Origin of the sequence: Vreelandella titanicae BH1 (assembly GCF_000336575.1) — a bacterium.
GTDB classification, from domain to species: Bacteria; Pseudomonadota; Gammaproteobacteria; order Pseudomonadales; family Halomonadaceae; genus Vreelandella; species Vreelandella titanicae.
On record NZ_AOPO01000001.1, the window covers coordinates 38601 to 64782 of the forward strand.

General features: G+C 55.2%; 25 protein-coding genes. 10 read left to right on the forward strand and 15 right to left on the reverse strand.

The genetic code is table 11. The annotated features are described in order from the left end of the window. Position 1 precedes the first annotated feature (1 nt). The 5 genes from HALTITAN_RS00130 (at position 2) to HALTITAN_RS00150 (ending at position 5265) form a co-directional block, all read left to right on the forward strand. On the forward strand, positions 2 to 2131 hold the full coding sequence (locus HALTITAN_RS00130) for a hybrid sensor histidine kinase/response regulator (protein ID WP_009285868.1): 2130 nt from the start codon (positions 2 to 4) through the stop codon (positions 2129 to 2131). Between the two features lie 69 nt (positions 2132 to 2200). Then, positions 2201 to 2557 carry a response regulator gene (locus tag HALTITAN_RS00135; protein ID WP_027957013.1) on the forward strand — a complete coding sequence of 119 codons (357 nt, stop codon included), beginning with the start codon at positions 2201 to 2203 and terminating at the stop codon, positions 2555 to 2557. A 69-nt stretch (positions 2558 to 2626) separates the two neighbouring features. After that, complete coding sequence (locus HALTITAN_RS00140) at positions 2627 to 4306, forward strand: diguanylate cyclase (protein ID WP_039857280.1); 1680 nt, start codon at positions 2627 to 2629, stop codon at positions 4304 to 4306. Continuing rightward, complete coding sequence (locus HALTITAN_RS00145; protein WP_009285870.1) at positions 4296 to 4856, forward strand: chemotaxis protein CheW; 561 nt, start codon at positions 4296 to 4298, stop codon at positions 4854 to 4856. Before HALTITAN_RS00140 ends, HALTITAN_RS00145 begins: the two co-directional genes overlap by 11 nt. Before the next feature lies 1 nt (position 4857). Continuing rightward, complete coding sequence (locus HALTITAN_RS00150) at positions 4858 to 5265, forward strand: hypothetical protein (protein WP_027957015.1); 408 nt, start codon at positions 4858 to 4860, stop codon at positions 5263 to 5265. Positions 5266 to 5283: 18 nt separating this feature from the next. Here HALTITAN_RS00150 and HALTITAN_RS00155 read toward each other — a convergent pair whose 3' ends face one another. The 5 genes from HALTITAN_RS00155 to dctP all read right to left on the reverse strand — a co-directional run bounded on the left by HALTITAN_RS00155 (position 5284) and on the right by dctP (position 10950). Beyond that, entirely contained in the window at positions 5284 to 6489 is a 1206-nt protein-coding gene (locus tag HALTITAN_RS00155; RefSeq protein WP_039857282.1) for a molybdopterin molybdotransferase MoeA, read from the reverse strand. Between the two features lie 215 nt (positions 6490 to 6704). Then, positions 6705 to 7982, reverse strand: coding sequence for a hydroxymethylglutaryl-CoA reductase, degradative (locus tag HALTITAN_RS00160; RefSeq protein ID WP_268871410.1), 1278 nt, complete (start codon positions 7980 to 7982; stop codon positions 6705 to 6707). 8 nt (positions 7983 to 7990) lie between these two features. Then, the gene (locus HALTITAN_RS00165) at positions 7991 to 9313 is read right to left on the reverse strand and encodes a TRAP transporter large permease (RefSeq protein ID WP_009285872.1); all 1323 of its coding nucleotides are present in this window, start codon (positions 9311 to 9313) and stop codon (positions 7991 to 7993) included. Further along, the gene (locus HALTITAN_RS00170) at positions 9310 to 9822 is read right to left on the reverse strand and encodes a TRAP transporter small permease subunit (protein WP_039857284.1); all 513 of its coding nucleotides are present in this window, start codon (positions 9820 to 9822) and stop codon (positions 9310 to 9312) included. Before HALTITAN_RS00170 ends, HALTITAN_RS00165 begins: the two co-directional genes overlap by 4 nt. Before the next feature lie 72 nt (positions 9823 to 9894). Further along, the gene (gene dctP, locus HALTITAN_RS00175) at positions 9895 to 10950 is read right to left on the reverse strand and encodes a TRAP transporter substrate-binding protein DctP (RefSeq protein ID WP_022521837.1); all 1056 of its coding nucleotides are present in this window, start codon (positions 10948 to 10950) and stop codon (positions 9895 to 9897) included. A 187-nt stretch (positions 10951 to 11137) separates the two neighbouring features. On the opposite strand from dctP, the gene HALTITAN_RS00180 reads away from it, so the two are divergent. Next, complete coding sequence (locus HALTITAN_RS00180) at positions 11138 to 12520, forward strand: aminotransferase-like domain-containing protein (protein ID WP_035538766.1); 1383 nt, start codon at positions 11138 to 11140, stop codon at positions 12518 to 12520. 131 nt (positions 12521 to 12651) lie between these two features. Here the strand turns inward: HALTITAN_RS00180 and moaB are convergent, their stop codons facing one another. The 10 genes from moaB to HALTITAN_RS00230 form a co-directional block, all read right to left on the reverse strand. After that, positions 12652 to 13173, reverse strand: coding sequence for a molybdenum cofactor biosynthesis protein B (gene moaB / locus HALTITAN_RS00185; RefSeq protein WP_039857287.1), 522 nt, complete (start codon positions 13171 to 13173; stop codon positions 12652 to 12654). A 5-nt stretch (positions 13174 to 13178) separates the two neighbouring features. Beyond that, complete coding sequence (locus tag HALTITAN_RS00190; RefSeq protein WP_022521834.1) at positions 13179 to 13511, reverse strand: DUF1244 domain-containing protein; 333 nt, start codon at positions 13509 to 13511, stop codon at positions 13179 to 13181. A gap of 103 nt (positions 13512 to 13614) precedes the next feature. Continuing rightward, entirely contained in the window at positions 13615 to 14715 is a 1101-nt protein-coding gene (locus tag HALTITAN_RS00195; RefSeq protein ID WP_009285875.1) for a formate dehydrogenase subunit gamma, read from the reverse strand. Positions 14716 to 14726: 11 nt separating this feature from the next. Further along, a complete protein-coding gene (gene fdh3B / locus HALTITAN_RS00200) occupies positions 14727 to 15341 on the reverse strand; it encodes a formate dehydrogenase FDH3 subunit beta (RefSeq protein WP_022521832.1) in 615 nt (204 codons plus the stop codon). Positions 15342 to 15405: 64 nt separating this feature from the next. Beyond that, positions 15406 to 18258, reverse strand: a complete 2853-nt coding sequence (locus HALTITAN_RS00205; protein ID WP_009285876.1) for a molybdopterin-dependent oxidoreductase — start codon at positions 18256 to 18258, stop codon at positions 15406 to 15408. A 24-nt stretch (positions 18259 to 18282) separates the two neighbouring features. Further along, entirely contained in the window at positions 18283 to 18483 is a 201-nt protein-coding gene (locus HALTITAN_RS00210; protein ID WP_022521831.1) for a twin-arginine translocation signal domain-containing protein, read from the reverse strand. A 66-nt stretch (positions 18484 to 18549) separates the two neighbouring features. Next, entirely contained in the window at positions 18550 to 19164 is a 615-nt protein-coding gene (locus tag HALTITAN_RS00215; protein WP_009285877.1) for a TorD/DmsD family molecular chaperone, read from the reverse strand. A 4-nt stretch (positions 19165 to 19168) separates the two neighbouring features. Further along, positions 19169 to 20896, reverse strand: coding sequence for a 4Fe-4S dicluster domain-containing protein (locus HALTITAN_RS00220; RefSeq protein ID WP_039857290.1), 1728 nt, complete (start codon positions 20894 to 20896; stop codon positions 19169 to 19171). 199 nt (positions 20897 to 21095) lie between these two features. Beyond that, positions 21096 to 21728, reverse strand: a complete 633-nt coding sequence (locus HALTITAN_RS00225) for a DUF3306 domain-containing protein (protein WP_009285878.1) — start codon at positions 21726 to 21728, stop codon at positions 21096 to 21098. Further along, the gene (locus HALTITAN_RS00230; RefSeq protein WP_022521827.1) at positions 21725 to 22165 is read right to left on the reverse strand and encodes a DUF3305 domain-containing protein; all 441 of its coding nucleotides are present in this window, start codon (positions 22163 to 22165) and stop codon (positions 21725 to 21727) included. Before HALTITAN_RS00230 ends, HALTITAN_RS00225 begins: the two co-directional genes overlap by 4 nt. Positions 22166 to 22363: 198 nt before the next feature. On the opposite strand from HALTITAN_RS00230, the gene HALTITAN_RS00235 reads away from it, so the two are divergent. From HALTITAN_RS00235 to moaA, 4 genes are read left to right on the forward strand one after another with little or no spacing between them, the layout of a single operon-like run. Further along, entirely contained in the window at positions 22364 to 23239 is an 876-nt protein-coding gene (locus HALTITAN_RS00235; protein WP_022521826.1) for a formate dehydrogenase accessory sulfurtransferase FdhD, read from the forward strand. Then, positions 23236 to 23862 carry a molybdenum cofactor guanylyltransferase MobA gene (mobA, locus tag HALTITAN_RS00240; RefSeq protein ID WP_009285880.1) on the forward strand — a complete coding sequence of 209 codons (627 nt, stop codon included), beginning with the start codon at positions 23236 to 23238 and terminating at the stop codon, positions 23860 to 23862. The genes HALTITAN_RS00235 and mobA overlap by 4 nt, the downstream gene beginning before the upstream one ends. Continuing rightward, a complete protein-coding gene (gene moeA / locus HALTITAN_RS00245; protein ID WP_039857293.1) occupies positions 23859 to 25130 on the forward strand; it encodes a molybdopterin molybdotransferase MoeA in 1272 nt (423 codons plus the stop codon). The genes mobA and moeA overlap by 4 nt, the downstream gene beginning before the upstream one ends. Then, positions 25127 to 26179 carry a GTP 3',8-cyclase MoaA gene (gene moaA, locus HALTITAN_RS00250; RefSeq protein ID WP_022521823.1) on the forward strand — a complete coding sequence of 351 codons (1053 nt, stop codon included), beginning with the start codon at positions 25127 to 25129 and terminating at the stop codon, positions 26177 to 26179. The genes moeA and moaA overlap by 4 nt, the downstream gene beginning before the upstream one ends. Positions 26180 to 26182: the final 3 nt, after the last annotated feature.

Below are 26182 nucleotides of genomic sequence, written 5' to 3' on the forward strand. Positions count from 1 at the left end.
TATGGCGCTGGATATTCGCCGCTTTATACAACGCTTTGTGGAAGAGGCAGCCGACCACCTGCCCCGCTTGCGAGAAGGAATTAGCGCACTGGAGCAGGGCCATGCTGATCGCGAACAGATCAACGACCTGTTCCGCGCAGCGCATACGCTGAAAGGCTCGTCGCGAATGCTTAAACTGGTGCCAATTACGGCGCTGGCACATAGCACTGAAGAGCTGCTCAGCGCTCTGCGCGACGGCACCCTAACCGCAACGCCAACGGTGACCAGCCTGCTCAGCCAGGCGGTTGACGGTCTTGCTGACTTAGTCAGTCGACTCGCCGAAGGAGCGACAGGTGACGACCTACCCGCGGCTGATGAGGCGCTATGTAGCGCCCTGGAAGCGGCTGCCCTCGGTCAGGCCCCACCCCCGCCCATTACTCCCGCTGAGGCGGCGCCATCCTCTGTGCCTGCGCTACCGTCCTCCTCAACACCGCCTTCCTCCGCTGCGCTGGTGGCGGAGAGCGAACTGCGGCTCAGCGATACTGTGCGGGTTCGCCTGGATCGACTGGACGATGTTATTCGTTTGATGGGCGAAGTGCTTTCCGGCCATCATCATTTACATACCCTGGTTGACCAAGCCCGTGAGCTAAGCATCACACCTCCTGCCGAACAGCAGGGGCCTTTTCACGCCTTTCACCGTGAGCTGAAAGATAGCGTGTTAAGCCACGATTCGCTGATGAGCGACCTACACGACCGCGCACTGCAAATGCGCATGCTGCCGCTAAGCGTGGTGTTTGATCCACTCGCGCATATGTCCCGGGAATTGGCCCAGTCACTCGGCAAACAGGTCGACTGCCGGGTGCGAGGCAGCGAAATCGAACTTGATCGCCAGATGATTGATCGCCTGTCGGATCCGCTTATTCACCTGCTGCGCAATGCCTTGGATCACGGCTTAGAGCTGCCTGCCGAGCGCCAGGTAGCGGGTAAACCTCCCCGTGGGCAGTTGATTATCGAAGCCTGGCAGGATGCTGGCTGGGTGGTGGTAGAGATGCGTGACGACGGCGCGGGTATTTCGCTTGAAGCGGTACGTCAAAAAGCGCTCGCCAAGCAGTTGGTGAGCGAAGAGCAGCTCCATGCACTGAGCGAACAGGAAACGCTAGAGCTTATATTCCTGCCGGGCTTCTCTACCAAGAGCATGATTACCGACTTTTCTGGCCGCGGTGTGGGCATGGATGTGGTCAAGCGCACCGTGGTGGATGAGCTTAACGGCGACCTGCAGCTTGCCAGCGAACGCGGTAACGGCACCCGCTTTACTCTGCGCCTGCCACTCTCGTTGGCGATGATGCGGGTACTGCTGGTCAGCGTCGGCGGCGTCAACCTAGGGGTAACGGCGCCTTACGTATCAGAGTTGGTAGAGTGCTCATCACAATCATTTATTGATGCTGCGGGTCAGCGCACGCTGATTTTACGCAATGAATTTGTGCCGGTGGTATCGCTAGCCCAACTGCTTGAGCTACCAGAGACGGAGTCCGGTACTGATACCACCCTACTGCTGGTCGTCCACCAGCGGCACCAGAAGCTTGCTCTGATTATTGACTCCCTGATTGATGAACGCGATATGATCATCAAGCCACTGCCCGTACATCTGCGTTATTTACCGCTGGTCTCGGGCATGGTTTCCATGGGACGCAATGCGCTGGTAAGCCTACTCCACGTACCCGCTTTACTGGAAGTCACCCGACACAGTGCCCAACGTGCTAACGAAGAGCGTGCATCCTCCGCTCTCGCGAAACGCATTTTGGTGGTCGACGACTCACTGAATACCCGCGAAATAGAGAAAGATGTACTCGAAGCGTGGGGCTACCACGTTACCCTGGCCGAAAATGGTCGCGACGGATTAGCCAAAGCACTGGCAGAGCCGTTTGATGCCGTACTTACCGATGTTGAAATGCCGGTAATGGATGGCTTTGCGCTGACTGCCCGACTGCGCGAAAATGAGGTTTATCGTTATCGGCCAATTATTATTATCACCTCGCGGGAAAAGGAGGCTGATCGGCGACGCGGTATTGAAGTCGGTGCTGACGCTTATATCGTCAAAGGTAGCTTTGACCAAAACAATTTAGTTGAGACACTCCAGGCCCTACTGGGTTAATCACGAGTGATACTGACACGACGGTTAATGACATAGCCATTAAAGACACAACTACCATGAGGTCATGGAATGCCTATCCTGGTCGTAGACGACGATCCGCTTGCCGGGGAAATGACGGCGGCACTGCTTGAGCATCAGGGCCATGAGACGCTGCTGGCCATTGACGCGATGGAAGCCGTTGAGCAGCTAGATAATCGCAGCGATATCAAGCTGATTATCAGCGATATGCACATGCCCCTCATCAGTGGGGTAGCACTGCTGGCGATGCTGCGCGAGCAGGCTAATCACCTACCGTTTATTTTACTCACCGGAGACACGCCGGACATAACGCTTCAGCAAACACCAGGCCTGGATGCCTGTTTGCGTAAAGATGCCGAGCTGGCATCCAACCTGGAAGCCGCAGTAAAACAGGCGCTTGATGAGTAACCATCGCTAGAGGGAATGGATCACTGATGGAATGGATCGCCGCTTTCGTTCACTTACGTAGGTAGTTTGATGTCTAAGCCCGCCCCTTCGCTGCACGATAAGCTGAACCAGCTGCGTGAGCGTTTTATTGAGCAGCTTCCGTCCCGCTTAGCGCAAACCGCCGAGCTGTGGCAGCAGAGTCGCACGACGAGCGAAGAACAGGCGCGACTCGCGCCAGAGCTGCACCGTTTCTTTCATAGTTTGAAAGGAACCGGGAGGTCGCTGGGATTTGAGCGGCTTGCCCAGCTGGCGGATCAGGCGCAGGAGGCGCTCACTACCTCTCCCGCCCGCGCCGATATCGATACGTTTATCAGTCAATTGCTTCTCCTGATGGGTCACGAGCAGCAGCACCTGCGCTCCCACCAGGGTCAACAGCAAGCGCTGGCGGCCGTAAACAGCTTCGAGCTTTCCAGCCAGGTTGAGCCACTGCGCAATAAGCGCCAGCGGTTAATTTATCTGTGCGACGATGAGCCCGAGCAGGTCGATCAATTAATCCATCACCTACGCTGCTTTGGTCACGAAGTCGTTCAGTTTATCGATACAGACACATTCTTTAACGCTGTGCTCACTCGTCGCCCTGACGCGGTCATCATGGATGTGCAGTTCCCCCAAGGCCAGACGGCAGGCACTGAAACCCTGACCAGCTTGAACAAGCTGACAGGCCAACCGCTTCCTGCCATCGTTTTGTCGGCCCACAGCGACTTTCATTCGCGCCTGAGTGCCGTTCGTGCAGGCTGCGGCGGCTACTTTACCAAACCGGTAAAACCGCTGGATCTGATGCTGGCAGTGGATGAACTGACCGCTCCGGCGGCAGAAGAGCCACTCAAGGTGCTAGTGGTGGATGATGAGCCCGAAGCAGCCGCTTACCACGCTCTGTTGCTTGAAGAGAGCGGAATGCTGACTCATCAGGTTCACCATCCCGCCGATGCGCTCACGGTAATGGAGCGCTTTAGCCCCGATTTACTGTTGGTCGATGTGTATATGCCGGTGTGTTCTGGGGAAGAGCTGGCATCGATTATTCGCCAGCAGCCGGAACACCTGGGTCTACCGATTATCTATCTCTCCAGTGAAACCGACAGCCAAAAGCAGATATCCGCTATGTCTGCGGGGGTTGAAGCCTTTCTCACCAAACCCGTTCAGCCCGAAGAGCTGGTCTCTGCCGTGCAACTGCGCGCCGAACGCCTGCGTCTGCTGCGCTCATTAATGACCCGCGACAGCATGACCGGGCTGTATAACCACAGCACCACCACTGAACTGATCAATAAAAACCTCGCTCAGGCGCACCGTGATAATAGCCAGCACGCCATGGCGATGATCGACATTGATCACTTCAAGCACGTCAACGACACCCACGGTCATTTGGCGGGTGACCAGGTAATTATCACCCTGGCAAGACTATTAAAGAGTCGCCTGCGTCTCTCCGATATTATCGGCCGCTACGGCGGAGAAGAGTTTGTTGTGCTGCTAAAGGGCATTAATGCCGAGAAAGCCGCCACATTGATCGATAGCCTGCGCGAGGATTTTGCACTGATTGATTTTCACACCGGTGAGGTTCGCTTTCGCTGCACCTTCAGTGCAGGCATTAGCAGCTTCCCCTCACAACCTTCTACCGAGCCGCTGCGTTTAAGCGCCGACCAAGCGCTCTACCGCGCCAAACACCAAGGTCGCAATCAGGTAGTGATATCGCCGGAGCTGGCCGATGACCGCTGAATTTCCCCGCAACGGCGAGGCAAATGACCAGCCGCCCGCTACCCAAACCCTTGACGAGGCATTAGCAGCACACGGCGATGCTGAGGCGGCGGTAGATATTGATGAGCCTACCCAACAGCTAGTGCTCTTCCGGCTCAACGGCCAGCCTTTTGCACTACCCGGCAGCGCGGTGAGTGAAATTCTATCCAGCGACCAACCCGTCTATTACGTGCCGGGACTGCCTTCCTCTACCGAAGGTGTGCTGCACCTGCGGGGCACAATCGAGTCCGTCATTAGCCTGCATCGACTACTCGGTTTACCTGCACCGGAAGGTAACAGTAAGGGGATGATTCTGTTAGTGAGCGCGGCAGGGATTACTAGCGGTGTGCGTATTGAACAGCTTGATGATGTGTGCGAGGTCACTCAAAGTATGCTGCAAGCGCCGCCAGAGACGCTTTCCGGCACGTTGCGCCCTTATGTCAGCGCGCTATGGCAGATAGATGAGCAAGAAGCGCTTGCCCTGCTTGACCCAGAGGCGCTCTTCGACGCCTACCAGCAGGGGCTCGGTTAAAGTGCCCTTGCATCGCGGCCATCATGAACAGGCCCAGGTTGCCTTGGTGCTGTTTTGCGTAGGGCCTTACCGTACCGCCTTGGAAGCGCGCCATGTGCTGGCCATGACCGATCACCCCACGGCACCGCGCACTGCCAATGCTCAAACGTTGCTTTATGAAGGTGGTGACCATGGCTCCCCACCTAACCGCTGGCTCACCCTACGCGACGCTCAAGCAGCCAGCGACAACAACAGCACTTGGCAACTGGGCGTGAGCGGTGACATAACGCTTCAGCAACTGCCGGCCAACACCCTCTACCCGCTGCCTAAACTGCTGCTTTCCCGCCGATTTTCCACGGCGCTATGCGGGTTAACCTTCGTCCAGCAACAGCTAGTACTGCTACTGGATGCCCGCAAGCTTAATCCTTAGCTTTCTCAGCCCCTGCTCTTAGCCAGCCAACCACAAACAGCTAATGGCATCGCCCTCGGCTATGTCGCTATTGGCCGGAATCACTGCAAAAGCATCGGCGTTAATACAGGATGAAAGCACCCCGGAATTCTGATCCTCAAAGGCCGTCGCCGTCACCCCGCTTGGCGTGAACTCAAGCGTTACACGCATATAGTGCTCACGTGGGCCGGTGGAGGTAGCAAACCCCGCTTTCGCGGTCACCGCTGGCAGCGATGTTAGCGCTGGACAACCAAGCATTGCGCCCAGTAAGGGACGCAAAAACAACCAGGCACCAACAAACCCCGAGACCGGATTGCCTGGCAAACCGACAAACCGCACCTGGCTGCCGTCATCGCGAGGCAAACGACCCAGTGCTAGCGGCTTACCGGGGCGGATCGCCAGCTTCCACATATCGAGCTGGCCAATCGCTTCCAGCGCAGCTTTGACATGATCCTCTTCGCCGACGCTGACGCCGCCAGTGGTGACCACCAGGTCTGCCTCAGCAGCGGCGGCCGTTAACAGTGCCACAGTGCGGGCATAGTCATCCGGAACACTAACGGTACTCACCACCTCGGCGCCAAAGTTCTCTAACAGGCGCCTAAGCATCGGCCGGTTTGAGTTGTAAAGCTGCCCCGGCTTTAGTGGCGTACCCGGATCAATAATCTCATCGCCCGTCGAAAGCAGCGCCACACAGGGGCGCCGGCGCACGCTGACCTGAGTAATCCCCTGACCTGCCAAGTGGCCAAGGGCCGCTGCTTCGAGCCGCTCACCAGCGTCTAACAGTACGCTGCCCTGGCGCACGTCACGCCCTTGGCGGCGGACATTATCACCTGCGGGAATATCCGCAGGCATCAGCGCACGATCACCGTCAACTTGTACGCGCTCCTGCATCACCACGCAGTCGGCACCGGGAGGAATCTCACCGCCGGTAAAAATACGTGCGCAGCTTCCTGGCGCAAGCGCTTTCGCCTGTGTGCCGGCGGCAATGCGTTGACTCACCGGCAGCCACTGCCCCGCATCAGCAGCGCGCAAGGCGTAGCCATCCATCGCGCTATTATCGAAGGGTGGTACATCCAGCTGTGCGGTGACGGCTTGGGCCAACACACGCCCGGCAGCGGCTTCCAGCGGAACACTCTCGACGCCTATTACGCTGACGTCTGCCAGTAGCGCCTCAAGCGCGGCTGATATTGGCTGCAAGTCACTCATGCTGACCTCGGCCAGGGATGACCAGGTTGGCGAGCATGAACTGGGTATTATGAAGTGATGGCATAGTCGTCTCTAAAACAGAAAAATCGGGGTCGTTAACCTTAAAGAGTAGATTAGCGCTGTAGATAGAATGCCACGATCAACGTTCAGAAACAGCCCGTAGTGGTTACATCTAGCTAGACGACTAGTCAGTTCTATATAAGCTGGCTAAGGCGTTACTGTCGCACCTCGTTGAGAATTTCTTCTGCTACATCGACCCTTACCTTACCAAGCTTCACCAACGCGTCGGCTACTTTCTCAATCTCGTCACCAACCGCACCTGCCATGACCGCAATATTTTTCGCATGGAGTGCCATATGACCCTTTTGGATGCCCGTCGTCGCTAGTGCTTTGAGTGCAGCGAAGTTCTGAGCCAAACCGACTGCAGCAATAGTGCAGGCAAGCCGTTCGGCAGTCGTTATGTTCATTATATCCAGCGCAATACGCGCTGTAGGGTGAGAGCGCGTGGCTCCACCAATTAAGCCTACCGCCAAAGGCATTTCAATAGTGCCGGTCAGGTTTCCGTCAGCATCGGCTTCCCATCGTGTTAATGAGCTGTACTGCCCTGTACGGGCAGCATAAGCATGGGCTCCCGCCTCTACGGCCCGACAATCATTTCCAGTTGCCAGTACCACAGCACTTACCCCATTCATGATGCCTTTGTTATGCGTGGCTGCGCGATAAGGGTCAATATCGGCGAAGTCATAGGCGGCCAATATGCCATCACGAACCTCTGCACCACCAATTTCGTCCAAAGCCCAAGTAGCCCGTGCTCTCGCTAACCGACGATCCGCCAAGTTGGACAAAATACGCAGATAGGTCTTCCCTCCCGTCCATTTTGCAATATGGGGGGCTACGGCTTCCGCCATGGAATTCACTGCGTTAGCGCCCATTGCATCACGAGTATCGACAATCAGATGGGTGACCACCATTGGCCCAGTGCGTCCTTTCAGAACACGCACCTCCATATCACGGAACCCGCCGCCGTGTTTAAGCAAGACCGGATCTGTTTCATCACATATCAACTGAACGTCCGACTTATGCTCTAGTATCTGCAAACGAGCGAATTCAGGATTCGGAACACCCAGCAACTGAACCTGGGCAATCATGTGAGAATTCGACATGTCTGTCTTAAAACCGCCGGTTGAACGGCACTGACGGGCTGCGTTACAGACAGCAGCTACCACCGAAGACTCCTCTGTCGCCATGGGCACTAGGACATCATGCCCATCTACCAGCATATTGGTCGCCACACCCAAAGGAATGTTCATGGTGCCAATGACATTCTCGATCATGGAGTCGGCTGTGGCTGAATCCAGGTTGCCCGTGTTACCCAGGTGCCTGACAACATCCTCGCTCAACCCAGTGACTTCCACTACCTTTTGTAGCCGCTCTTCAGGTGACATTTTGTGCAACCCTGGAATACGAGAAGTCGTTGTAGTCATTGTTTTTATCTCCTTTTTTAAGAGCGTACTTTCTGTGAAAGTTGTTCAGGCAGCCAAGTAACGATTTCGGGAAAAAGCATAAATAAAATTAATGCAATGAGCTGCAAAACTAAGAAGGGTACGATGGCCCGGTATACAGTTCCCATACCAATATCAGGTGGCAGTACTCCCTTTATGTAAAAAAGCGTGTAGCCAAAAGGAGGGGTGATATAACCCATCTGAGCAGTAATAAGGAAAAGCACTCCGAACCAGACCGGATCAAATTGAAAGGCGTTTATGATAGGTAAGAAGACAGGCACACATAAAAGGATGATGCCAATTTCATCCAGGAATAACCCAAGGAAGACTAAAACCAGCATCATGGAAAGCAGTACTAACCAGCGATTCATTTCAAGGTCTTGAATGAATTGTAGAAGCGAGTCCGCCCCGCCAGTGCCGGTGAAGATGGATACAAATATCTTCGCCCCAATCGTGATCCACATAATCATAGTGGTCACACGCAAGGTATCCATAGATGCAGCAGATAAGTTTTTAAATGTCAGCTGCTTCTGAAAGGCCGCTGAAATCAACGCCCCAACAACACCCACTGCTGCTGCCTCGGTGGGCGTGGCAATACCTGCATAGATACTACCCAGCACGGATAAAACAATCAGTACTGGTAGTATCAGAGCTTTAAGAGAACTCAACATCTCCCCTAGGTTTGTCTGCTCTCCAGACTGCCGAGGAGCTAGGTTTGGCTGGATAATTGCTCTCAGAATAATATAAAAAATATACAGTCCTGCCAGTATTATTCCTGGAACAATACCGGCAGCAAACATTTTGCCAACTGATATCTGGGCAGTAGAAGCATATACAATCGTAATAATTGAGGGAGGAATCAGAATGCCTAATGTACCTCCTGCACAGATTGTGCCCAGTGCTAATCGCTGGTCATAACCGCGCTGTAGCATAGATGGCAATGCGAGGATGCCCATTGCCGCAACAGCCGCCCCAACAATGCCGGTCATCGCCGCCATCACCGTACAGATCGCCACGGTACCGACGGCCAATCCTCCCGGCAAACGTCGGAACCAGAGCTCCATTGCACGATATAACGCTTCAATAATACCTGAGCGCTGAAGCACGCTTGCCATCAGCACATAGAGTGGGATAGCCAGCAAGATGTCTGATGTCATTGCATCAAAGGTTTGGAGAACGGTCAGCACTAGTGCATCAGCTCCCCACAGTATGACTGTGAATAAAATTGCCAAAAATGCCAGTACAAATGCTAAAGGCATCCCGCTGAGCAACAATACCAACAGTGAGACAAACATCATTGAAAGGACAAGAGTAGAACTCATGCTTTCACCTCTTGACCTTGAATACGCTTAACTGCCCAAATAATTTCAGCCAGCGCTTGCATGAGAAGCAATAAAAAAGCGATCGGAATAAGCGCTTTCACCGGCCAGACGGGGGGATTCCAAGAGGTAAATGAAGTTTCACCACTTGCGTAGGCATTCAGCGCTATAGGTAGGCTCTGATCTATAAAAATCACCGTTACTACAACAATCAGCGCATATGTTAGACAGTCTACTAAGCCTGCCAACTTAAACGGCAGTTTACGGTAAAGTATGTCAACGTTGACGTGTCCAGCAGTATGTAGAATATAAGGGCCAGCCAGTAAGAAGTAAGGGCCAAATAATAGTGTCGCAAGCTCCATAGCCCAGGTAGTGGGTGCATTGAAAAAATAGCGGGACACTACTTCGTAGCTGATGACGGCCACCATAATGAAGACAAAAGCCGATACAACCGTGGCCACCCAACGGTTAAGAGCCGTTATAAGGCGGCAGTAGCCAAGAAGAACAACCATAATTGAACCTCGATGGGAAGGCAATCCGGCCTATTACCGGATTGCCAGCGCGCGGAACCGTAAGGTAGGAACTCAGTCAATCAAGCCAAGTTCTTGCATGAATTCGATTTGGCTATTGAGAATTTCGTTAGCCAATTCGTCATCTCCAGCCGCTCTCCTCCATGCATTCATCGCGGTCGGGCGCCCTTCTGCAATGAGGTCGGGGCTCAAATGGGTGATCTGTACGCCTTGCGCTTCGAACTCTTCGAGAGCAACAGTATCCTGGGCAAGGATGTGCTGCCGTAAAGAAGACGAAATCTCACGGGCAGCCACTTCCAAGGCCGCTTTGTAAGAGTCAGGTAAACTATCGTAAGCCGCTTGGTTCGCTACATAACTGGTAGCTGTCGTGGGTTGGTGAAAGCCAGGTACAGCTATATATCCGGCCACTTCTCCCAAGCCTGCTTCAAAATTAGCGGTCAGGTCGCCGCGATCGGCAAGATCAATGACCCCTTTTTCAAGTGCTTGATACACCTCTGCCGTAGGCAACCCTGTCGTAGACACACCAAATTCGCTCATCACCGTGCTGGCCAAGCCAACGAAACGGCCTTTTTTGCCATCCAGATCATCCAGAGATTCGATAGGAAATTTAGAATGGATGGGTTCTTGCCCATAAACCGTAGGTGCAATGTAATAGAGACCAGCTGACGCATAGGCCTGACGAGCCAGCTCAATTCCCCCTTTCTCATAGAACCAAGCTTCGTACTGGTCAGATTCAGGAAAACCAAACGGTACTGTGCTGGTGAACGCGAAAGCAGGTATAGAACCTGCTTCATAGCCGTCAAATGTCTTCATCATCTGGAAGGCACCTGCACGTACAGCTTCAAATGCTTGGGCCGCTGGCACTAATTGTCCACCGGCAAACAATCGAATTTCAAACTTCCCATCAGTTAATTCGGACACCCGCTCTACAAATTTTTCTTCGTATTCATAGGGCGTCGTCCCCGCATCCCAAAGCGCCTGCATTCGCCAGTTTACGCTGGGCAGATCCTCGGCAATAGCAATAGAAGGAGCCACACAGGCTGTCACAGTGGACACAGCTGCGACCGTTTTTAAAAAGAACCAGCTTTTATTTATGGTTGTTAAGTTCACGATGTTCTCCATGGTGAATGGCAGTGCTATTAGCGCGAACTAGAGACCGCTGCATCACCGATTATTGTTAGAAATAAAACATACTCTTATCTTAAGTTAGGGTGATAGAGAAAGCTGGACAAGGTACAATATTCAAAATTGACCCATGTACTGTACCCTTTCCTTAATGGGTACAATTGAGCCTTTTATGAAGCAAAAACCACCTCGAGCACAACAAGTCGCCAATACAGTTATTGAGCGCATTGAGCAGGGACAGCTAACGGCGGGGACAAGATTACCCTCCATTCGCAATGCAACCCTGAGCTTTGGGGTTTCAAAAAATACTATAATTGATGCTTATGACCGCTTAGTCGCGACTGGATATATCAGCCCTCGGCGCGGTTCTGGCTTTTATGTGGAAGCAACCAGACCAGCTCACCCAGCTATCAAGCCTGAACATTTTACTGAAGCGGTCGACTTGGTTTCTCTATTAAGAGAACAATTGAATCAGCATTATGAAGTCAGAGCCGGAGATGGACGCCTGCCGGCAAGTTGGATGGAAAGCTCGGACATACGCCGCTATTTCAAACGCAGCAATCAGGATCATGACGCCAGAGATGAGTTCGAATACGGCAACCCTCAGGGATTGATCGGCCTGCGAGAAGATATCGCCAGAACGCTAAACGATCGTGCAATTAGCGTTCATCCAAATCAAATCTTGATGACGTTCGGCGCCAACCATGCACTCGACCTGATTGTTAGGCATTTTGTAGAGCCCGGTGAAGTGGTGCTAGTTGAAAGCCCTGGTTATTACCCAATGTTTGGTAAATTACGCCTACAGCGTGCCAAAACCATCGGCATCACTAGAGGACCTCAAGGGCTGGATCTCGATATGCTGGAACAGAGTATCCGGGAATACCGGCCAAGGCTTTTGTTTGTTCAGCCTATGGCTCACAACCCTACCGGCACATCCATGTCTCTCCAGAATATGCATGCCTTATTACGTATCGCTGAACAGCATGATTTAACCATCATTGAAGACGATCCTTTTGGTGATATTCTCCCCCGATCAACGCCTCACCTTGCTTCGCTCGATGGCCTTAACCGAGTCATATACGTTGGCACTTTTTCCAAAACGCTATCTGCCAGTATGCGTTGTGGCTACATTGCAGCTAATCAGACGCTGGTTCGGTCACTGATTGATATTAAAATGCTCACGGTGGTTACCAGTTCAAGCATTATTGAAAGGATGATCCATGAAATGATCATTCATGGTCGCTATCGTCGCCAAATGACTCGTTTACGCGAGAGAGTGGCCAAGGCTAGCGCAGCAGCGATCTCCTCGTTGAAAAATATTGGTTTCAAGCAAATTCAGCCACCCACCGGGAGTTACTACATTTGGTGCCCTTTACCAAAAAGCGTAGACGGCCTTGAGCTAGCAAAAAAAGCCTCTGCACAGGGGATTTTCCTAGCACCTGGAAATTTGTTTACTTTAGGCAATGACGAGTCAGGGTCAGCTCTTCGAATCAATATTGCTCTAGCGAATCACCCTTTATTACTAAACTTTCTAAAGGAAGAAGCACTGAGCTAGCCGGTTAAAACCAATGCAGCTATTGCATTGACACTAACTTTTAAGAGCGCGACGACAGCGCAACCCCAATACAAGTCGCCACGCAAACTTGTTGCTACAGCAAGCGGCAGCCTGGAAAATATGCCACTCATTCAACCATGCTGGCCTCGACCTGGGATGACCAGATTAGCGAAGTTGCAGGGTTTGTGGCGGCTATCCAATTGCTCTGCCAGAATGCCGTCCCAGCCGGTGCGGCAGGCGCCGGTTGAGCCAGGCAGGCAGAACACTACCGTGGCGTTGGCTAAGCCGCCGAGGCAGCGGCTCTGGATGGTGGAACTGCCAATTTCCTCACCACTTAGCTGACGAAAGCGTTCTCCAAAGCCTTCGATGCGCTTATCCAGCAGCACCGAGATGGCTTCAGGGGTAGAGTCACGCCCAGTGAAGCCAGTGCCTCCGGTGGTGATGACTACCTGCACATCCGCCTCGGCGATCCAGTTCGCGACCACCGCACGAATACGATAGACATCGTCAGGCACTATGCGCTTTTCAACGAGAGTATGACCGGCGTTGGTTAGCCGCTCGACCAAGGCTTGACCGCTCCGATCCATCTCTTCCGTGCGGGTATCCGAGACCGTGAGTACGGCTATGTTGAGGGGCACCATTGGCTCACTCATTGACGTCACCCTTGTTTGGCTGCTTTCTTTTTGGCGTGGTGAGCTTCCCAGGCCGCCATTTGCTCAGGCGTAGCGGGCGGCTGGTAAAGCTCCTTCCACTCGCTGTAAGGCATACCGTAAACGTACTCACGTGCCTCTTCGTAACTGAGGCTTTCATCCCGCGCTTCCGCGGCGCTAACCAGCCATTTCGATAAGCAGTTGCGGCAAAAGTCCGCCAGGATCATCAGGTCGATATTCTGGACATCTTTGTTATCGTCCAGATGCTGTAGCAAGCGGCGAAACGCGGCGGCTTCAAGCTCGGTGCGCGTGGTTGGGTCTAACTCATCAAACGCTGACATAACCGTTCCTCTCATACATGGCTTGGGTTATTTAATAACTTAAGGTGAAGCATAACAAAAGACACCGCCGAAAGGCGGTGTCTTAGCGACCATTAAATGCTTATTAACTGGTTCGCGTTGCCGACGGTTCACTGCTGCCGCCAGATGACTTGCGGGCCGCCACCTCTTGTTCCGATAGCGTTTGGTCTTTGACCTCTTCGTACCAAAGATTATGGTGCTCTTTGGCCCAGGTCTCATCCACATAGCCCGTGGTCATACCTTCTAGCGCGCCTTCGGTACCCAACGTGCCGATATAGATATGGCCGAGGGAAACCGCCGTAAGCCCCAATGCGCCCACTGCGTGGATAATATTGGCCCACTGCATGGTGTCACGGCCCTGGTCGAAGTTGGGGAAGTCGAGCACGAAGCCACTGGCAACCACTAAGATTCCCACCGTCGCTAACAGCCAGTACCAGGCTTTTTCACCACCGTTGGCAAAACCAGCATCCACATGCTTTTTGCCAATCATACCGCCGCCTTTCTTGAACCATACCCAGTCGTGCTTTTTGGGAATATTGTCTTTGATCAAGCTGACCAGCAGGATCACCAGCAGAATGCCAAAGATCGGCCCCAGGTAGTTATGCAGCACTTTTGTCGCCGCAATCATCCAGGCCCAAATCCCATCGCCAAACAGTGGGCGGAACACGAATTTACCGAACAGCAGCGTCATCCCGGTCAGCGCCAGAATGATAAACAGCGTTGCTACCGTCCAGTGCAGCGCGCGTTTCATCAGCGTCCAACGCAAAAGTAGACGCCCCGTGCGCGGCGCCTCAAGCTCTTTACGCCCGACAATGAAGTAGAACAGCGCGATCAGCGCCGCCATGCCAAATACCGCAATCAAACCAAACGGCGACACCCAGCGGTTGCGAATCTGCCGCCAGGTTTCACCGCTTGCATTGATCAAGCTGTAGTCGCTTTCATAACGCGAGTCACGGTAGTTAGGCCCGGTCTCTCCACTGCGTACCTGACGCCACTGGTCGGCGGTAATGCCGGGGGCAGCGGTGTTCATTTCACGGTCAGGATCCGCTTGAGCCAACGCCACTTGCGTGAAGCCGAGGCTAAGCACCAGAGCAAACGCCACCAACATAAAGCGCCAAATACCCAGGGCGAGCCCTTTACCTGAGCGTGGCACCCCACCGGATGCCTGTGCAGTCAACAGGTTCATGACACGCCTCCTTACCCTTTATGGGCAGCATCATAGGCTAGGTTGTCGGCACTGGCCTGAGGGTTATTAGACCAGGCGCCATCTTTGTGCCCGCGATGGACAACACGCTGACGGAAGATATCGGCCACGTCTTGGGCATCACCGGCAAGCAGCGCTTTGGTGGAGCACATCTCAGCACACAGCGGCAGTTTACCTTCGGCAATACGGTTGGAACCGTACTTCTCGTACTCCTCTTCTTTGCTTTCGGCCGGGCCGCCCGCGCAGAAGGTACATTTGTCCATCTTGCCGCGCTCACCAAAGGCATCCTGCTGGGGAAACTGCGGGGCGCCAAACGGGCAGGCGTAGAGGCAGTAACCACAGCCGATGCAGAGGTCTTTGTCGTGCAGCACGATGCCGTCATCGGTTTTGTAGAAGCAGTCGGTGGGGCACACCGCCATGCAAGGGGCGTCGTCACAGTGCATGCAGGCGACGGAGATGGACATTTCATCCGCTTCACCGTCGTTGAGCGTGACCACGCGACGGCGCTGAATGCCCCACTCGACATCGTTGGCATTTTTACAGGCGGTGACGCAGCCGTTGCACTCAATGCAGCGTTCGGCGTCACACATAAATTTCATTTGAGCCATGGTGTTCTCCTCATGCCGGTGCGGGATGGCTCCCGCACCGCCGTGCTGTCAGGTCGGTCGAAGCTTAAGCCCGCTCAATGCGGCAGATGGTGCACTTGGTCTCTTGCATCAGTGTCACCGGGTCATAGCCGTAGGTGGTGGCGGTATTGGCCGCCTCACCAATGATGTACGGATCAGACCCATCCGGGTAACGGTCACGCAGGCTTTCGCCCTGGAACATGCCGCCAAAGTGGAACGGCATAAACGCTACGTTACGATCGACGCGAGGAGTGACCAGGGCTTTGACCTTCACACGGCCCCCTTCTGCCCCTTCTACCCAAACATCGTCACCATCTTTGATGCTGAGGTCGTTGGCGTCCGCCGGGTTAATTTCGACAAACATCTCCTGCTGCAGCTCGGCAAGCCACGACATGGAGCGCGTCTCTTCACCGCCACCTTCATACTCAACCAGGCGCCCAGAGGTGAGAATCATTGGATACTCGCCAGTGTTGTCGCGATCCTGAATGGTTTTGTACATGGTCGGCAGGCGCATGATGGAGTCGAAGTCGTCCCAAGTAGGGAAGCGTTCAACCAAATCGCGACGCGTGGTGTAGAGCGGCTCACGGTGCTTCGGCACTTGGTCGGGGAAAGTCCAGACCACAGCGCGTGCCTTGGCGTTGCCGTAAGGCGCGCAGCCATGCTCAATGGTGACACGCTGGATACCGCCAGAGAGGTCGGTTTTCCAGTTTTTGCCTTCCGCCGCCTGTTTCTCTTCGGCGGTCAGGTCGTCCCACCAGCCTAGGTCTTTGAGCAGTTGGTCGTTGAACTCTGGATAGCCGTCGTCGATATCGCCACCTACCGGCGCTGAACCTTCCGCCAGAAGGTTGACGCCGTCACGCTCGATACCAAAACGGGCACGGAAGCCCATGCCACCTTCCATCACCGGCACGCTGGTGTCGTAAAGGTTAGGCGAGCCTGGGTGGCCGAACTCTGGCGTGCCCCAGCAGGGCCACGGCAAGCCGTAGTAATCACCGTCCGCCGGGCCGCCCTCTGCGCGCAGATTCTCGAAGCTGAACGTGTGCCAGTTTTTCTGGTGCTCTTTGAGGCGTTCGGGGCTTTGCCCGGTGTAACCGACCGTCCACATACCGCTGTTGATTTCGCGCAGAATGTCATCGATGAGCGGCTCGTCGCCGTTCATCTGGTAGTTCTTGACCAACTCATTACCGAAGCCCAGCTTACGAGCAAACAGGTACATGATTTCGTGGTCGGGCTTGGACTCAAACAGCGGCTCAATCACGCGGTCACGCCACTGAATCGAGCGGTTAGTCGCGGTGACACTGCCTGTGGTTTCGAACTGGGTGGCCGCTGGCAGCAGATACACGCCGTCGCTGCGATCATGCATAACCGAAGCAACGGTAGGATAAGGGTCAACGATGACCATCATCTCAAGCTTCTGCATCGCTTTTTGCATCTCGACGCCGCGAGTCTGGGAGTTAACCGCGTGGCCCCAGTAGAACATTGCTTTCAGCGCGGTACGCTGGGAGATATTCTCGTCCTCTTCGAGCACGCCATCGACCCAGCGCGATACGGTAATACCGGCAGTGTACATGGGCTTACCATCGGCATACTCGGTATCGTCATAGCGGCCTTTAAGCCACTCGTAGTCGAGATCCCACACCTGCGCCCAGTGCTGCCAGGCACCTTCCGCCAAACCGTAGTAACCAGGCAATGAATCGCAGCCAAGGCCCAGGTCGGTCGCCCCCTGTACGTTATCATGGCCACGCAGGATGTTAGCGCCGCCGCCCGCCACACCGATATTCCCCAGCGCCAGCTCAAGAATGCAGTAAGCGCGGGTATTGTTGTTGCCGGTGGTGTGCTGGGTGCCGCCCATACACCAGACCACACAGCCAGGCCGGTTGTCGGAGAGGCGTTTAGCGACATCGTACATCTCGGCTTCGGGGACACCGGTGACTTCTTCTACAACGCTGGGCGGGAAGTTGGCGACTTCAGCGCGCACTTCATCCATACCGTAAACGCGCTGATTGATGTACTCGTTGTCTTCCCAGCCATTTTCAAAAATGTGCCATAACAAGCCCCAAATATAGGCGACGTCCGAACCGGGACGTAGACGCACGTATTTGTTGGCCTTGGCGGCAGTACGGGTAAAGCGAGGGTCAGCGACGATAATGTCGCAATTGTTGCGCTCTTTAGCGATCAGGATATGCTGCATCGCCACCGGGTGCGCTTCACTGGGGTTGGAGCCAATGAACAGAATCGCCTTGCTGTTATGCATGTCGTTGAGCGAGTTGGTCATCGCTCCATAACCCCAGGTATTCGCCACGCCGGCCACGGTGGTGGAGTGGCAGATACGCGCCTGGTGGTCGGTATTGTTGGTGCCCCACAGCGAGGCAAGCTTGCGCATTAAATACGCCTGCTCGTTGCTGAACTTAGCCGAGCCCAACCAGTAAACGCTGTCCGGGCCGTGCTCTTCGCGCAGCTCAAGCAGTTTGTCGCCAATCTCGTTAATGGCGTCATCCCAGCTCATACGCTCCCACTCACCCGCGACTAACTTCATTGGGTACTTGAGACGCCGCGTGGAGTGGCCGTGCTGGCGCAGCGAAGCACCTTTCGCACAGTGCGCGCCACGGTTGATAGGGTGATCAAAAGCGGGTTCCTGCTTAGTCCAAATGCCCTCTTGAACTTCGGCATACACGCCACAACCTACTGAACAGTGGGAGCAGATGGTGCGTTTGGTCTCGACCGGCGAGTCCAGCACGGGGGTTTTATCGGCTGCTTCTGAGCGCTGCATCATGGGCGCACTCATAAAGCCAACGGCGGCCATACCGCCAGTGGCTGCACCGCTGCGTTTGAGGAACTGGCGACGGGAAATACCCAGCCCTGAGGCCTTGGGGGTGTCTGTTTTGCGAGTTAAGCGCATGGCAAATCTCCTGGCATTCCGCCGTCAGTCACGCAGCGAGGCGTAATAAGCACGGACGTGATCAGTCTCACGGTAGTTAACCGTTGGTTTTTCGTTTTTCACCGGGGCAGTGTCAGCCTGTGCCAGAGTGACATGACCGACTGCCGCCGCGGCGCCAGCAGCGGCGGTTCCCAACCCAACGGTTTTCATAAACCGACGGCGCTCAGCGTTGTGTGACGGTTGCATGGGTTTCTCCTCTTGCATGCTTTTTTATGCGGGTCTTTTTTTGCTGTTTCTTTTATGAAGCCTGCGTTAAGGCTCAAGAATACGCACTGGCGTATGGCCCGCATCAACCCTCAAGCGAGCCTGTTCGCTCTCCATAAAAGCGCTACCCAACTGCCCCAACGCTGCATAGAAAGCGGTGTCTACCTGCCCCAGGTCGGCAAAACAGCTGGCCGCCCAGGGGGCTAAATGTTGGCTAAAGAAATAACCCTGTTCAGAGCTTTCGGCGTCGATCAGCATCGCCATCACTTCACACAGGGCAGCCAGATGATCTTCCGGATCCCGGGTATGCTCACTGCGTTCAAAGCCAAGCACTTTTAGGTCTTGGCGCAGCGCCACCAGCGACGCCTCCATCAATTCGCCGTTGCGGTACCAGGAGGCGTAGGGCACCACCTCACCTTGAATCACACCGACCAAGTGGCGAAAGTGAGCTCGCTGCAGTCTCTCAGCATCCGCACCGTTGGCCGCTACCGCCAACGACTGCCAGCACTCTGCCAGGCGGCTACCATCTTGCTCGATAGTTAGCTCAGCCAACCAGTCGAGTAGTTCTGGATCTGGCGCTTGGCGCAGTAGCGTGGCTAACAGCCGGTAGATATCGGCGCGTAGCGCATCCGCTTCTTTGAGCGTGGGCAGTGCATCCGTCATCGGCTTATACCTTCAGTTGCGCGTCAGGGTCGCGAATCATGGTTTTCCAGACATCTTTTACCCGGCAGTCTTCGCACATTTCCAGGCGGATCATCGCCTCGCCGGCGAAGTAGGGGTGGTTAGCCAACTTCTGTTTAATAGTAGCGACCGTGCTGACAGTGGCAAACGGCTTACCGCAGTTGATGCACTCAAAGGCCGCTTCTTCGTGGCAGATGTGGCGCGTTTCGCGGGCATTGGATGCCAGGAAGCCGGGCATCAGAGTAATCGCATTTTCCGGGCAAGCCTGCTCACACAAACCACACTGCACACAGTCCGCTTCAAGAAAGCTCAGCGCGGGCGTTTTGCCGCCTGATTTTAATGCCGGGGTCGGGCAGTTGCTGACACAGGCGTGGCACAGCGTGCAGGCATCGCTATCGACTTGAATGGCGCCGTAGGCAGCGCCTGCCGGCACGGCAGCACGCTCGCCGCTGGGGCTACCCAATTCGGCCAACCGTGCGAGCACACGATTCAAACGCGCACGCTTTTCTGGCTCGGGCAGGCTTAGCGGTGACTCTGTCAACGGCGTGAGTGCCGGTAGCGCATCCCGGCCTGCATCATCGGCTATCTCGATCAGCTTTACGCGAGCACGATCATGGCCTAAGGCGTCCAACAGGGCATGCGCTTGAGCGAGCTGATCGGTCAAAAAGGCACTTAAGCGGGCGGGCATATTGGGGTGCAGTTGGATACGCACTTCGGCGGCACCAGCGGCCAGAGCGGTTAGCCACTGGTCATGGCCCGCTGCGCCCAGCTCTTCTAGCGGTGCGTCGATGATATGACCTGCGGTGACTACACCCGCTGCGCGCTCAGCATCTTGGGAATCATGGGTAATAAAACGCAGCACCGGGGCTTGGCCACCCGCTTCGCGGTAGGCGCCCAGCCAAGCAGAGAGCGTATCCTGCTGGCGGCGCGTTTCCGGTAGGCGAAATTCGATAGCGCCAGTGGGGCAAGCGCTGGTGCAACTTCCCACGCCTTGGCAGAGAAAGGGATCAATCTCGATGTGAGATTCAATCCGCCCCTGAATGCTGGAGATGGCATCCGCGGGGCAAACATCCAAACAGCGGGTACAGCCAATGTTGCCGCTGGTGGAGTGGGCACATAAATCGCTATTGACCTGAAAATAACGCGGCTTGTCGAATTCGCCCACCAGTCCCACAAAATCGTCGAGGATGTCGTTGCGCTGCTCGACGTGCTGCCACTGCATTACCACATAGCCAGGCGGTGGTAATTCCACCGGTAGGCAAGGAGTGGCATTTAAATCCAGGACTAGATCAAACGCCTCTCGCTCGATCAGCGCACGGGCAAGATCAAGCGGCTCATCGCCATCAAGCAGCGTTTTGAACATGCCCAGATGGCCGCTAATGCGCAGCTTTTCTACCTGGGCACGGGTTAGCGCCTGGGTGGTGAGGATCTCGGTGGCAGCGAGCAAGTCGCTATCGCTTACCCCGTCGTCAACATCTGCGGCGTTGGGCGCGGTGAAAACCAGCGTCAATGAAGCCAAACCACGCCCTTGCAGAATACGCGCGGCTTGTCGGGTATCGCGCTCACTGCCGAGCAGCAGCGCATGACCACGGCTGTGATAGGTCACATTGGCAGGCGTTAGGTTAGCGGGCCACGAGATACGCTGGCGTACCGTCTCCCGAGCCTCGGCATTGCGCTGGTCGTCTAGCGACGCCAGTTGGATTCGTTGATTCATGCGCTCTCACGGTCAGTGAATAATTCTTATTATAATTTTGAGTTATACTATCTAACTATTGTGGCATAACAATGCATAGAAGCTAAGTTCAGCCTATGGCGAAATACGTATTTTGCCAAATTAATTACCGTCAACGCTGCCAACGCTGGCGACTGTTAACACACCCAATAATTTGATTTTTATAATTTTATCACTAATCTCATGTTTTCGTCTTAGTATCAGATAAATAATCAGACTGGTCGTCTAGTAAGGTGTTTTCTACAGTTTTGACACCATCATCGCGAGGTGTTGAGGAGTCGTCCTCTAGCGCGACCGGTTTCTCACTTGTTTGCTCGTTCTCTGCCAACTCTTTTGGGGACTCGGGCTCGTCTAGCGACTTATCAACCGCCTCTTCCACTTTATGCGTCCAGCGGCGCAGTTTGCTGGCGAGCTCGGAGTCCATGGGCTTTAACAGCTGATTGTAGTCGGCATCATAGTCATCCAGGCCGTCGCGAACGTTGTAGTTGCCGGTGGCCCACAGGCGTTTCAAAGCACGCCGCCGCAGGGCTCCGCTTACTCCTGGCACCATAAAGGCGCTGAAGTCGCTGCCCGCTTCCAGCGTTTCAGGGTCGGGCAAGGTGTGGTCTAAGCTGCCGGGCTTAGGTGCTGGTTCTGAAGGCGATTGTTCTGCAGGAGACTGTTCTAGTGATGCCTGCTCTGGCGCTTCCTGCGCGGCATCAGGTGAAATATCCGATTTGGCCGCCAGTTCCTCAACGGGCTCTGTAACCGGCGGCGCATCTTGCTCTTGGGGAACGTTGCGTTTTAGGCGCGACCAGCGCTCTAGGCGGCTCATTGCGGCTGCTCCTTGGTGGGGGTCTCTTTGGCGCGCCCCGCTCCTTTGCGTTTTTTCTTGCGCATCTCCATCGGCGCTTCGCCGTGGCGTGCGAGGTAGCTCTCAATCCAGACCTGAATGGCCATGGGCATTGGTGCTTCGAGCACCTGCTGCTCACCGTCCATCCAACCGGCTGCCACGTCCTGACTAGCGGTAATCGCATCAGGTTTGGGTGTTTGCCCAGTAAAACCCGCTCGCACAAATAGCCGTGGGGTGGCAGACGTCAGGTTGAAACGGTAGGCAGCACGCTCGGTCATCGACAACTGCAGGTTAAGCACATTGGGGCCCTGATCACTCAGGGTAAGCTCTGCAATACGCCACTGGGTTAGCGTAAAGCTTTTCACCTGCTTAGCCTCGGCGACCAGGGTGATACTCAGTGAACGTAAATTATCAGACATCGCGTTAAACCCCTTAGCGAAGTATCTAAGCACAGCACTTGAGCACAGTACTTAAGCGAAGCACCTAGACTTTGAACGGATAGCAGTCGAACAGGTAGACAAGTAAGCCTCTCCAGCGCCATCATCGTCAACTCTGACCTTTTTACTCAGGTATTTTATCAGGCTCAGATGCTTTCATATCAGCAGCGAGGATTGCGGATGCACGCCCTTCAGTTAAGCCGAGCCCGCTTACCGGCCACTACCGAGATCAGCATCGTTGACGAGTATGGCGATGCACGCCAGCAGGCGATTGCCGCTGAAAGAGCGTTGACGGTCTACCTCAACAAGCGTGAAATTGTCACTTTGATGACCTTGGGTGACGACCCGGAGGCTCTGGTGGTCGGCTATCTGCGCAATCAGGGGCTGCTGAACGCCGCGGCTGATTTAGAGGCCGTGCAAGTCGATTGGGAAGTAGAAGCCGCGGTAGTGATTACTCGCCATCTGCCCGAGGATTTAGAAATACGCTTAAGCACCCGTACGGTCACCACCGGCTGCGGCCAGGGCACGGTATTTGGTAAACTGCTCGACCAAACCGCTCTCACGGCGCTGCCCGATACTCAATTGGCACAATCCACGCTTTATCAGCTGCTGCAAAACCTTAACGCCTACAACGAGACCTACCGCAGCGCTGGCGCCGTTCATGGCTGCGCGCTGTGCCAGCAAACCGACGTACTCGACTTTGTTGAAGACGTAGGACGGCATAACGCGGTGGATACCTTGGCGGGGCGCCAATGGCTACAACAGGCCGACAGCGCCAATGCGGATATTTTCTACACCACCGGGAGACTGACTTCCGAAATGGTACTCAAAGTGGCACAAATGGGCATTAGCGTGCTGGTTTCTCGCTCAGGCGTCACCCAAAAAGGCGTCGAACTGGCCGAACGCTTCGGCGTGATGTTAATTGCCCGCGCCAAAGGGCGCCATTTCCAAGCGATCAACACCCAAAACCGTTTAGCCCTGGACGCTATTCCACCGCGCCCATCCCATGCCCGTTCATCGCAAGAATACCGCTCATCAAAAAAGGCAAGCTCATGATCCCTACTCACGACCTCACTGGCATGGTTCTCGCGGGCGGCGAAGGGCGCCGAATGGGCGGTCGTGACAAAGGGCTGGAGCCTTTTGCGGGCCTGCCACTCGTCGGCCATGTGGTGAAGCGCCTTGAAGGTCAGGTGGCCGAGCTACTGATTAACGCCAACCGCAATGCTGACGCCTATCGCTTTTTCGCCGATCGCGTTATAGCGGATGTTGTAATGGACGGTGCCGAAGGCGGCTTTAAAGGCCCTTTGATGGGGATCTATAGCGGCCTGCAGGCGGCAAAAACGCCGTGGCTACTGGTCGTTCCCTGCGACTCCCCCGCCCTACCTGACGATTTAGTGGCGCGCATGGTACAAGGTATTGGCCAGCATGATATCGCTGTGGCTTTTGATGGCGAACGGCTGCACCCGGTAGTTGCACTACTGCGTACCTCGCTGGCCGATGATTTGGCCGCCACCTTGGCCGAGGGCGAGCGTAAGATCGATCGTTGGTATGCTCGCCATGCTTGGTGCAAGGTTGATATGTCGGACTGCCCTGATGCCTTTGCTAACCTTAATACTGAGGAAGAGAAGCTGCACCTGGAAAAAGTACTCATGGGTTCTTCGAGCAAGGAGGTGAAATGACCCTCTCCTGCTTTGATCTTGGCGAGCAGATGCTCAGCGTGGACGAAGCGCGTCAGGCGCTCGCCACCTTGATTGAACGCCCGCTGGGCAGCGAACGGATTCCGCTGGCGCAGGCTCATGGTCGCCGATTGGCCACAACCGTGAAAGCCCCCATTAACGTGCCGCAAAATACCAATGCGGCCATGGACGGCGTAGCGCTAGCCTTGCCCAGAGAAGGTGTTGGAGCCAAGCAGACCCGCTGGCCGTTGGCTGGAGAGGTGTTGGCCGGTCAGTATCGCCGCGAATTAGTACCTGCCGGTCACTGTGTACGCATCACCACCGGTGCCCCACTGCCGCCGGGCACCGATACCGTGGTGATGAGTGAACAGCTCCGCGAACCGTTAGATGAGCAGCCTGGGCATGTGATCATCGCGTCGCCAGAACTCCTCAAACACGGCCAACATGTTCGCCAGGCCGGTGAGGATATTGGTCTCGGCGACACGGCACTGCCTGCGGGAGCACGGCTCGATGCGGCGGCCCTAGGGCTTTTAGCGTCGTTAGGTTACGCAGATGTTGCCGTATGTCAGCGCCCAAGGGTGGCGATCTTTTCCACTGGCAATGAAGTCGCTGCTCCCGGTGAGCCGCTGCCCAAAGCAGGTATATACGATGCCAATCGCTTCACCCTGATGGGCTTGCTTGCCGAACACGGCGCCGATGTCATTGACCTGGGCATTCTCCCAGACGATTTAAACGCCATTAAAACGGCCCTTGAAGACGCTGCAGAGCAGAGCGATTTGGTAATCACCAGCGGCGGTGTTTCCGTTGGCCAGGCTGACTTTACCCGTGAGGCTCTGGAACAGTTAGGCCGCCTAGCCTTCTGGCGGGTAGCGCTGCGACCTGGGCGCCCCATGGCTTGCGGCTGGCTGGGTGAAAAGCGCACGCCGTTTGTTGGCTTGCCCGGCAATCCGGTGGCGGTCATGGTAACCTTTCTACAGTTTGTCTCGCCGCTGCTGGATCGGCTGTATGGGCAGCCGACATCAACACCCCATCGCCTTACTGCGATTGCCGACACCGCCATAAAAAGTCGCTTGAAGCGCACTGACTTTATCCGTGGCGTTTACCATACTGATAGCGAAGGACGGTTACTCGTGCGTAGTACCGGCGCCCAGGGTTCGGGCATTTTAACCTCGATGGTGGCTGCTAACTGCTTGATTGAGCTTGCCGACGACCAGGCAGGCGCCCAGCCAGGCGAGGTAGTCAGCATACAACCACTAACGGGATGGCTATGACCGAGCAACGACCCGCACAACCACAAGCTAATCAGCAGCGATCTGTCCAGCCAGACGCTGACCAGCAACTGATCGACGACTTTGGTCGGCGCATTAGCTACGTGCGCATCTCGGTCACCGATCGCTGCGATTTCCGCTGCGTGTACTGCATGAGCGAGGAGATGACGTTTCTGCCCCGCGCCCAGGTACTGACGCTGGAAGAGATCGCTATGGTGGCGCGCGCTTTCACTGAGTTGGGGGTCGAGAAAATTCGCCTTACCGGCGGCGAACCGCTGGTACGCCGCGGCATTGAGCAACTGGTCGATGAGATCGGCGCCATGCCAGGCCTTAACGACTTCACCATGACCACTAACGGCGCCAGCCTACGCAAGCACGCCAAGCAGCTTTACTCAAGCGGTCTGCGGCGGCTGAACATTAGTCTGGACTCGCTAAATGCGGAGCGCTTTAAGCAGCTCACCCGCACCGGCGATTTAGCCAAAGTGATCGACGGCATTCATGCCGCCCAGGAAGCGGGCTTTAAACGCATCAAGCTCAACGCGGTGATCTTAAAAGGTCGCAATGACGACGAAGTAATAGACCTGGTCACCTTTGCACGCCAGGAAAACCTCGATATTAGCTTTATCGAAGAGATGCCGCTGGGCGATGTTTCTGACCACTCACGGGCGGAAACCTTCTACTCCAGCGATGACGTTCAAGACTTGATCGAAACGCGCTATCCGCTGATCCCCACGACCGAAACCACACCCGGCCCATCGCGCTACTTCAAGATGGCCGATAGCGACAGCCGGGTTGGGTTTATTTCCCCCCATAGCCACAACTTTTGCGATACCTGTAACCGGGTGCGCGTGACCGTGGAAGGCCGTTTGCTGCTGTGCTTAGGCAACGAACACTCGGTCGATCTTCGCGCCGTGCTGCGCCGCCACCCCGGCAATATGCAGGCGCTAAAAGAGGCGATCATCAACGCCCTGCCGCTTAAACCGGAACGCCATCACTTCACCACCGATGGCGATGTGCAGGTAGTACGCTTTATGAATATGACAGGGGGCTAGGCG

Coding starts and splice junctions, on each gene's coding strand:
- HALTITAN_RS00130 (WP_009285868.1), top strand. CDS start 2: ATGGCGCTGGATATTCGCCGCTTTATACAACGCTTTGTGGAAGAGGCA.
- HALTITAN_RS00135 (WP_027957013.1), top strand. CDS start 2,201: ATGCCTATCCTGGTCGTAGACGACGATCCGCTTGCCGGGGAAATGACG.
- HALTITAN_RS00140 (WP_039857280.1), top strand. CDS start 2,627: ATGTCTAAGCCCGCCCCTTCGCTGCACGATAAGCTGAACCAGCTGCGT.
- HALTITAN_RS00145 (WP_009285870.1), top strand. CDS start 4,296: ATGACCGCTGAATTTCCCCGCAACGGCGAGGCAAATGACCAGCCGCCC.
- HALTITAN_RS00155 (WP_039857282.1), bottom strand. CDS start 6,489: ATGAGTGACTTGCAGCCAATATCAGCCGCGCTTGAGGCGCTACTGGCA.
- HALTITAN_RS00165 (WP_009285872.1), bottom strand. CDS start 9,313: ATGAGTTCTACTCTTGTCCTTTCAATGATGTTTGTCTCACTGTTGGTA.
- HALTITAN_RS00170 (WP_039857284.1), bottom strand. CDS start 9,822: ATGGTTGTTCTTCTTGGCTACTGCCGCCTTATAACGGCTCTTAACCGT.
- HALTITAN_RS00180 (WP_035538766.1), top strand. CDS start 11,138: ATGAAGCAAAAACCACCTCGAGCACAACAAGTCGCCAATACAGTTATT.
- moaB (WP_039857287.1), bottom strand. CDS start 13,173: ATGAGTGAGCCAATGGTGCCCCTCAACATAGCCGTACTCACGGTCTCG.
- HALTITAN_RS00190 (WP_022521834.1), bottom strand. CDS start 13,511: ATGTCAGCGTTTGATGAGTTAGACCCAACCACGCGCACCGAGCTTGAA.
- HALTITAN_RS00195 (WP_009285875.1), bottom strand. CDS start 14,715: ATGAACCTGTTGACTGCACAGGCATCCGGTGGGGTGCCACGCTCAGGT.
- fdh3B (WP_022521832.1), bottom strand. CDS start 15,341: ATGGCTCAAATGAAATTTATGTGTGACGCCGAACGCTGCATTGAGTGC.
- HALTITAN_RS00205 (WP_009285876.1), bottom strand. CDS start 18,258: ATGCGCTTAACTCGCAAAACAGACACCCCCAAGGCCTCAGGGCTGGGT.
- HALTITAN_RS00210 (WP_022521831.1), bottom strand. CDS start 18,483: ATGCAACCGTCACACAACGCTGAGCGCCGTCGGTTTATGAAAACCGTT.
- HALTITAN_RS00215 (WP_009285877.1), bottom strand. CDS start 19,164: ATGACGGATGCACTGCCCACGCTCAAAGAAGCGGATGCGCTACGCGCC.
- HALTITAN_RS00220 (WP_039857290.1), bottom strand. CDS start 20,896: ATGAATCAACGAATCCAACTGGCGTCGCTAGACGACCAGCGCAATGCC.
- HALTITAN_RS00225 (WP_009285878.1), bottom strand. CDS start 21,728: ATGAGCCGCCTAGAGCGCTGGTCGCGCCTAAAACGCAACGTTCCCCAA.
- HALTITAN_RS00230 (WP_022521827.1), bottom strand. CDS start 22,165: ATGTCTGATAATTTACGTTCACTGAGTATCACCCTGGTCGCCGAGGCT.
- HALTITAN_RS00235 (WP_022521826.1), top strand. CDS start 22,364: ATGCACGCCCTTCAGTTAAGCCGAGCCCGCTTACCGGCCACTACCGAG.
- mobA (WP_009285880.1), top strand. CDS start 23,236: ATGATCCCTACTCACGACCTCACTGGCATGGTTCTCGCGGGCGGCGAA.
- moeA (WP_039857293.1), top strand. CDS start 23,859: ATGACCCTCTCCTGCTTTGATCTTGGCGAGCAGATGCTCAGCGTGGAC.
- moaA (WP_022521823.1), top strand. CDS start 25,127: ATGACCGAGCAACGACCCGCACAACCACAAGCTAATCAGCAGCGATCT.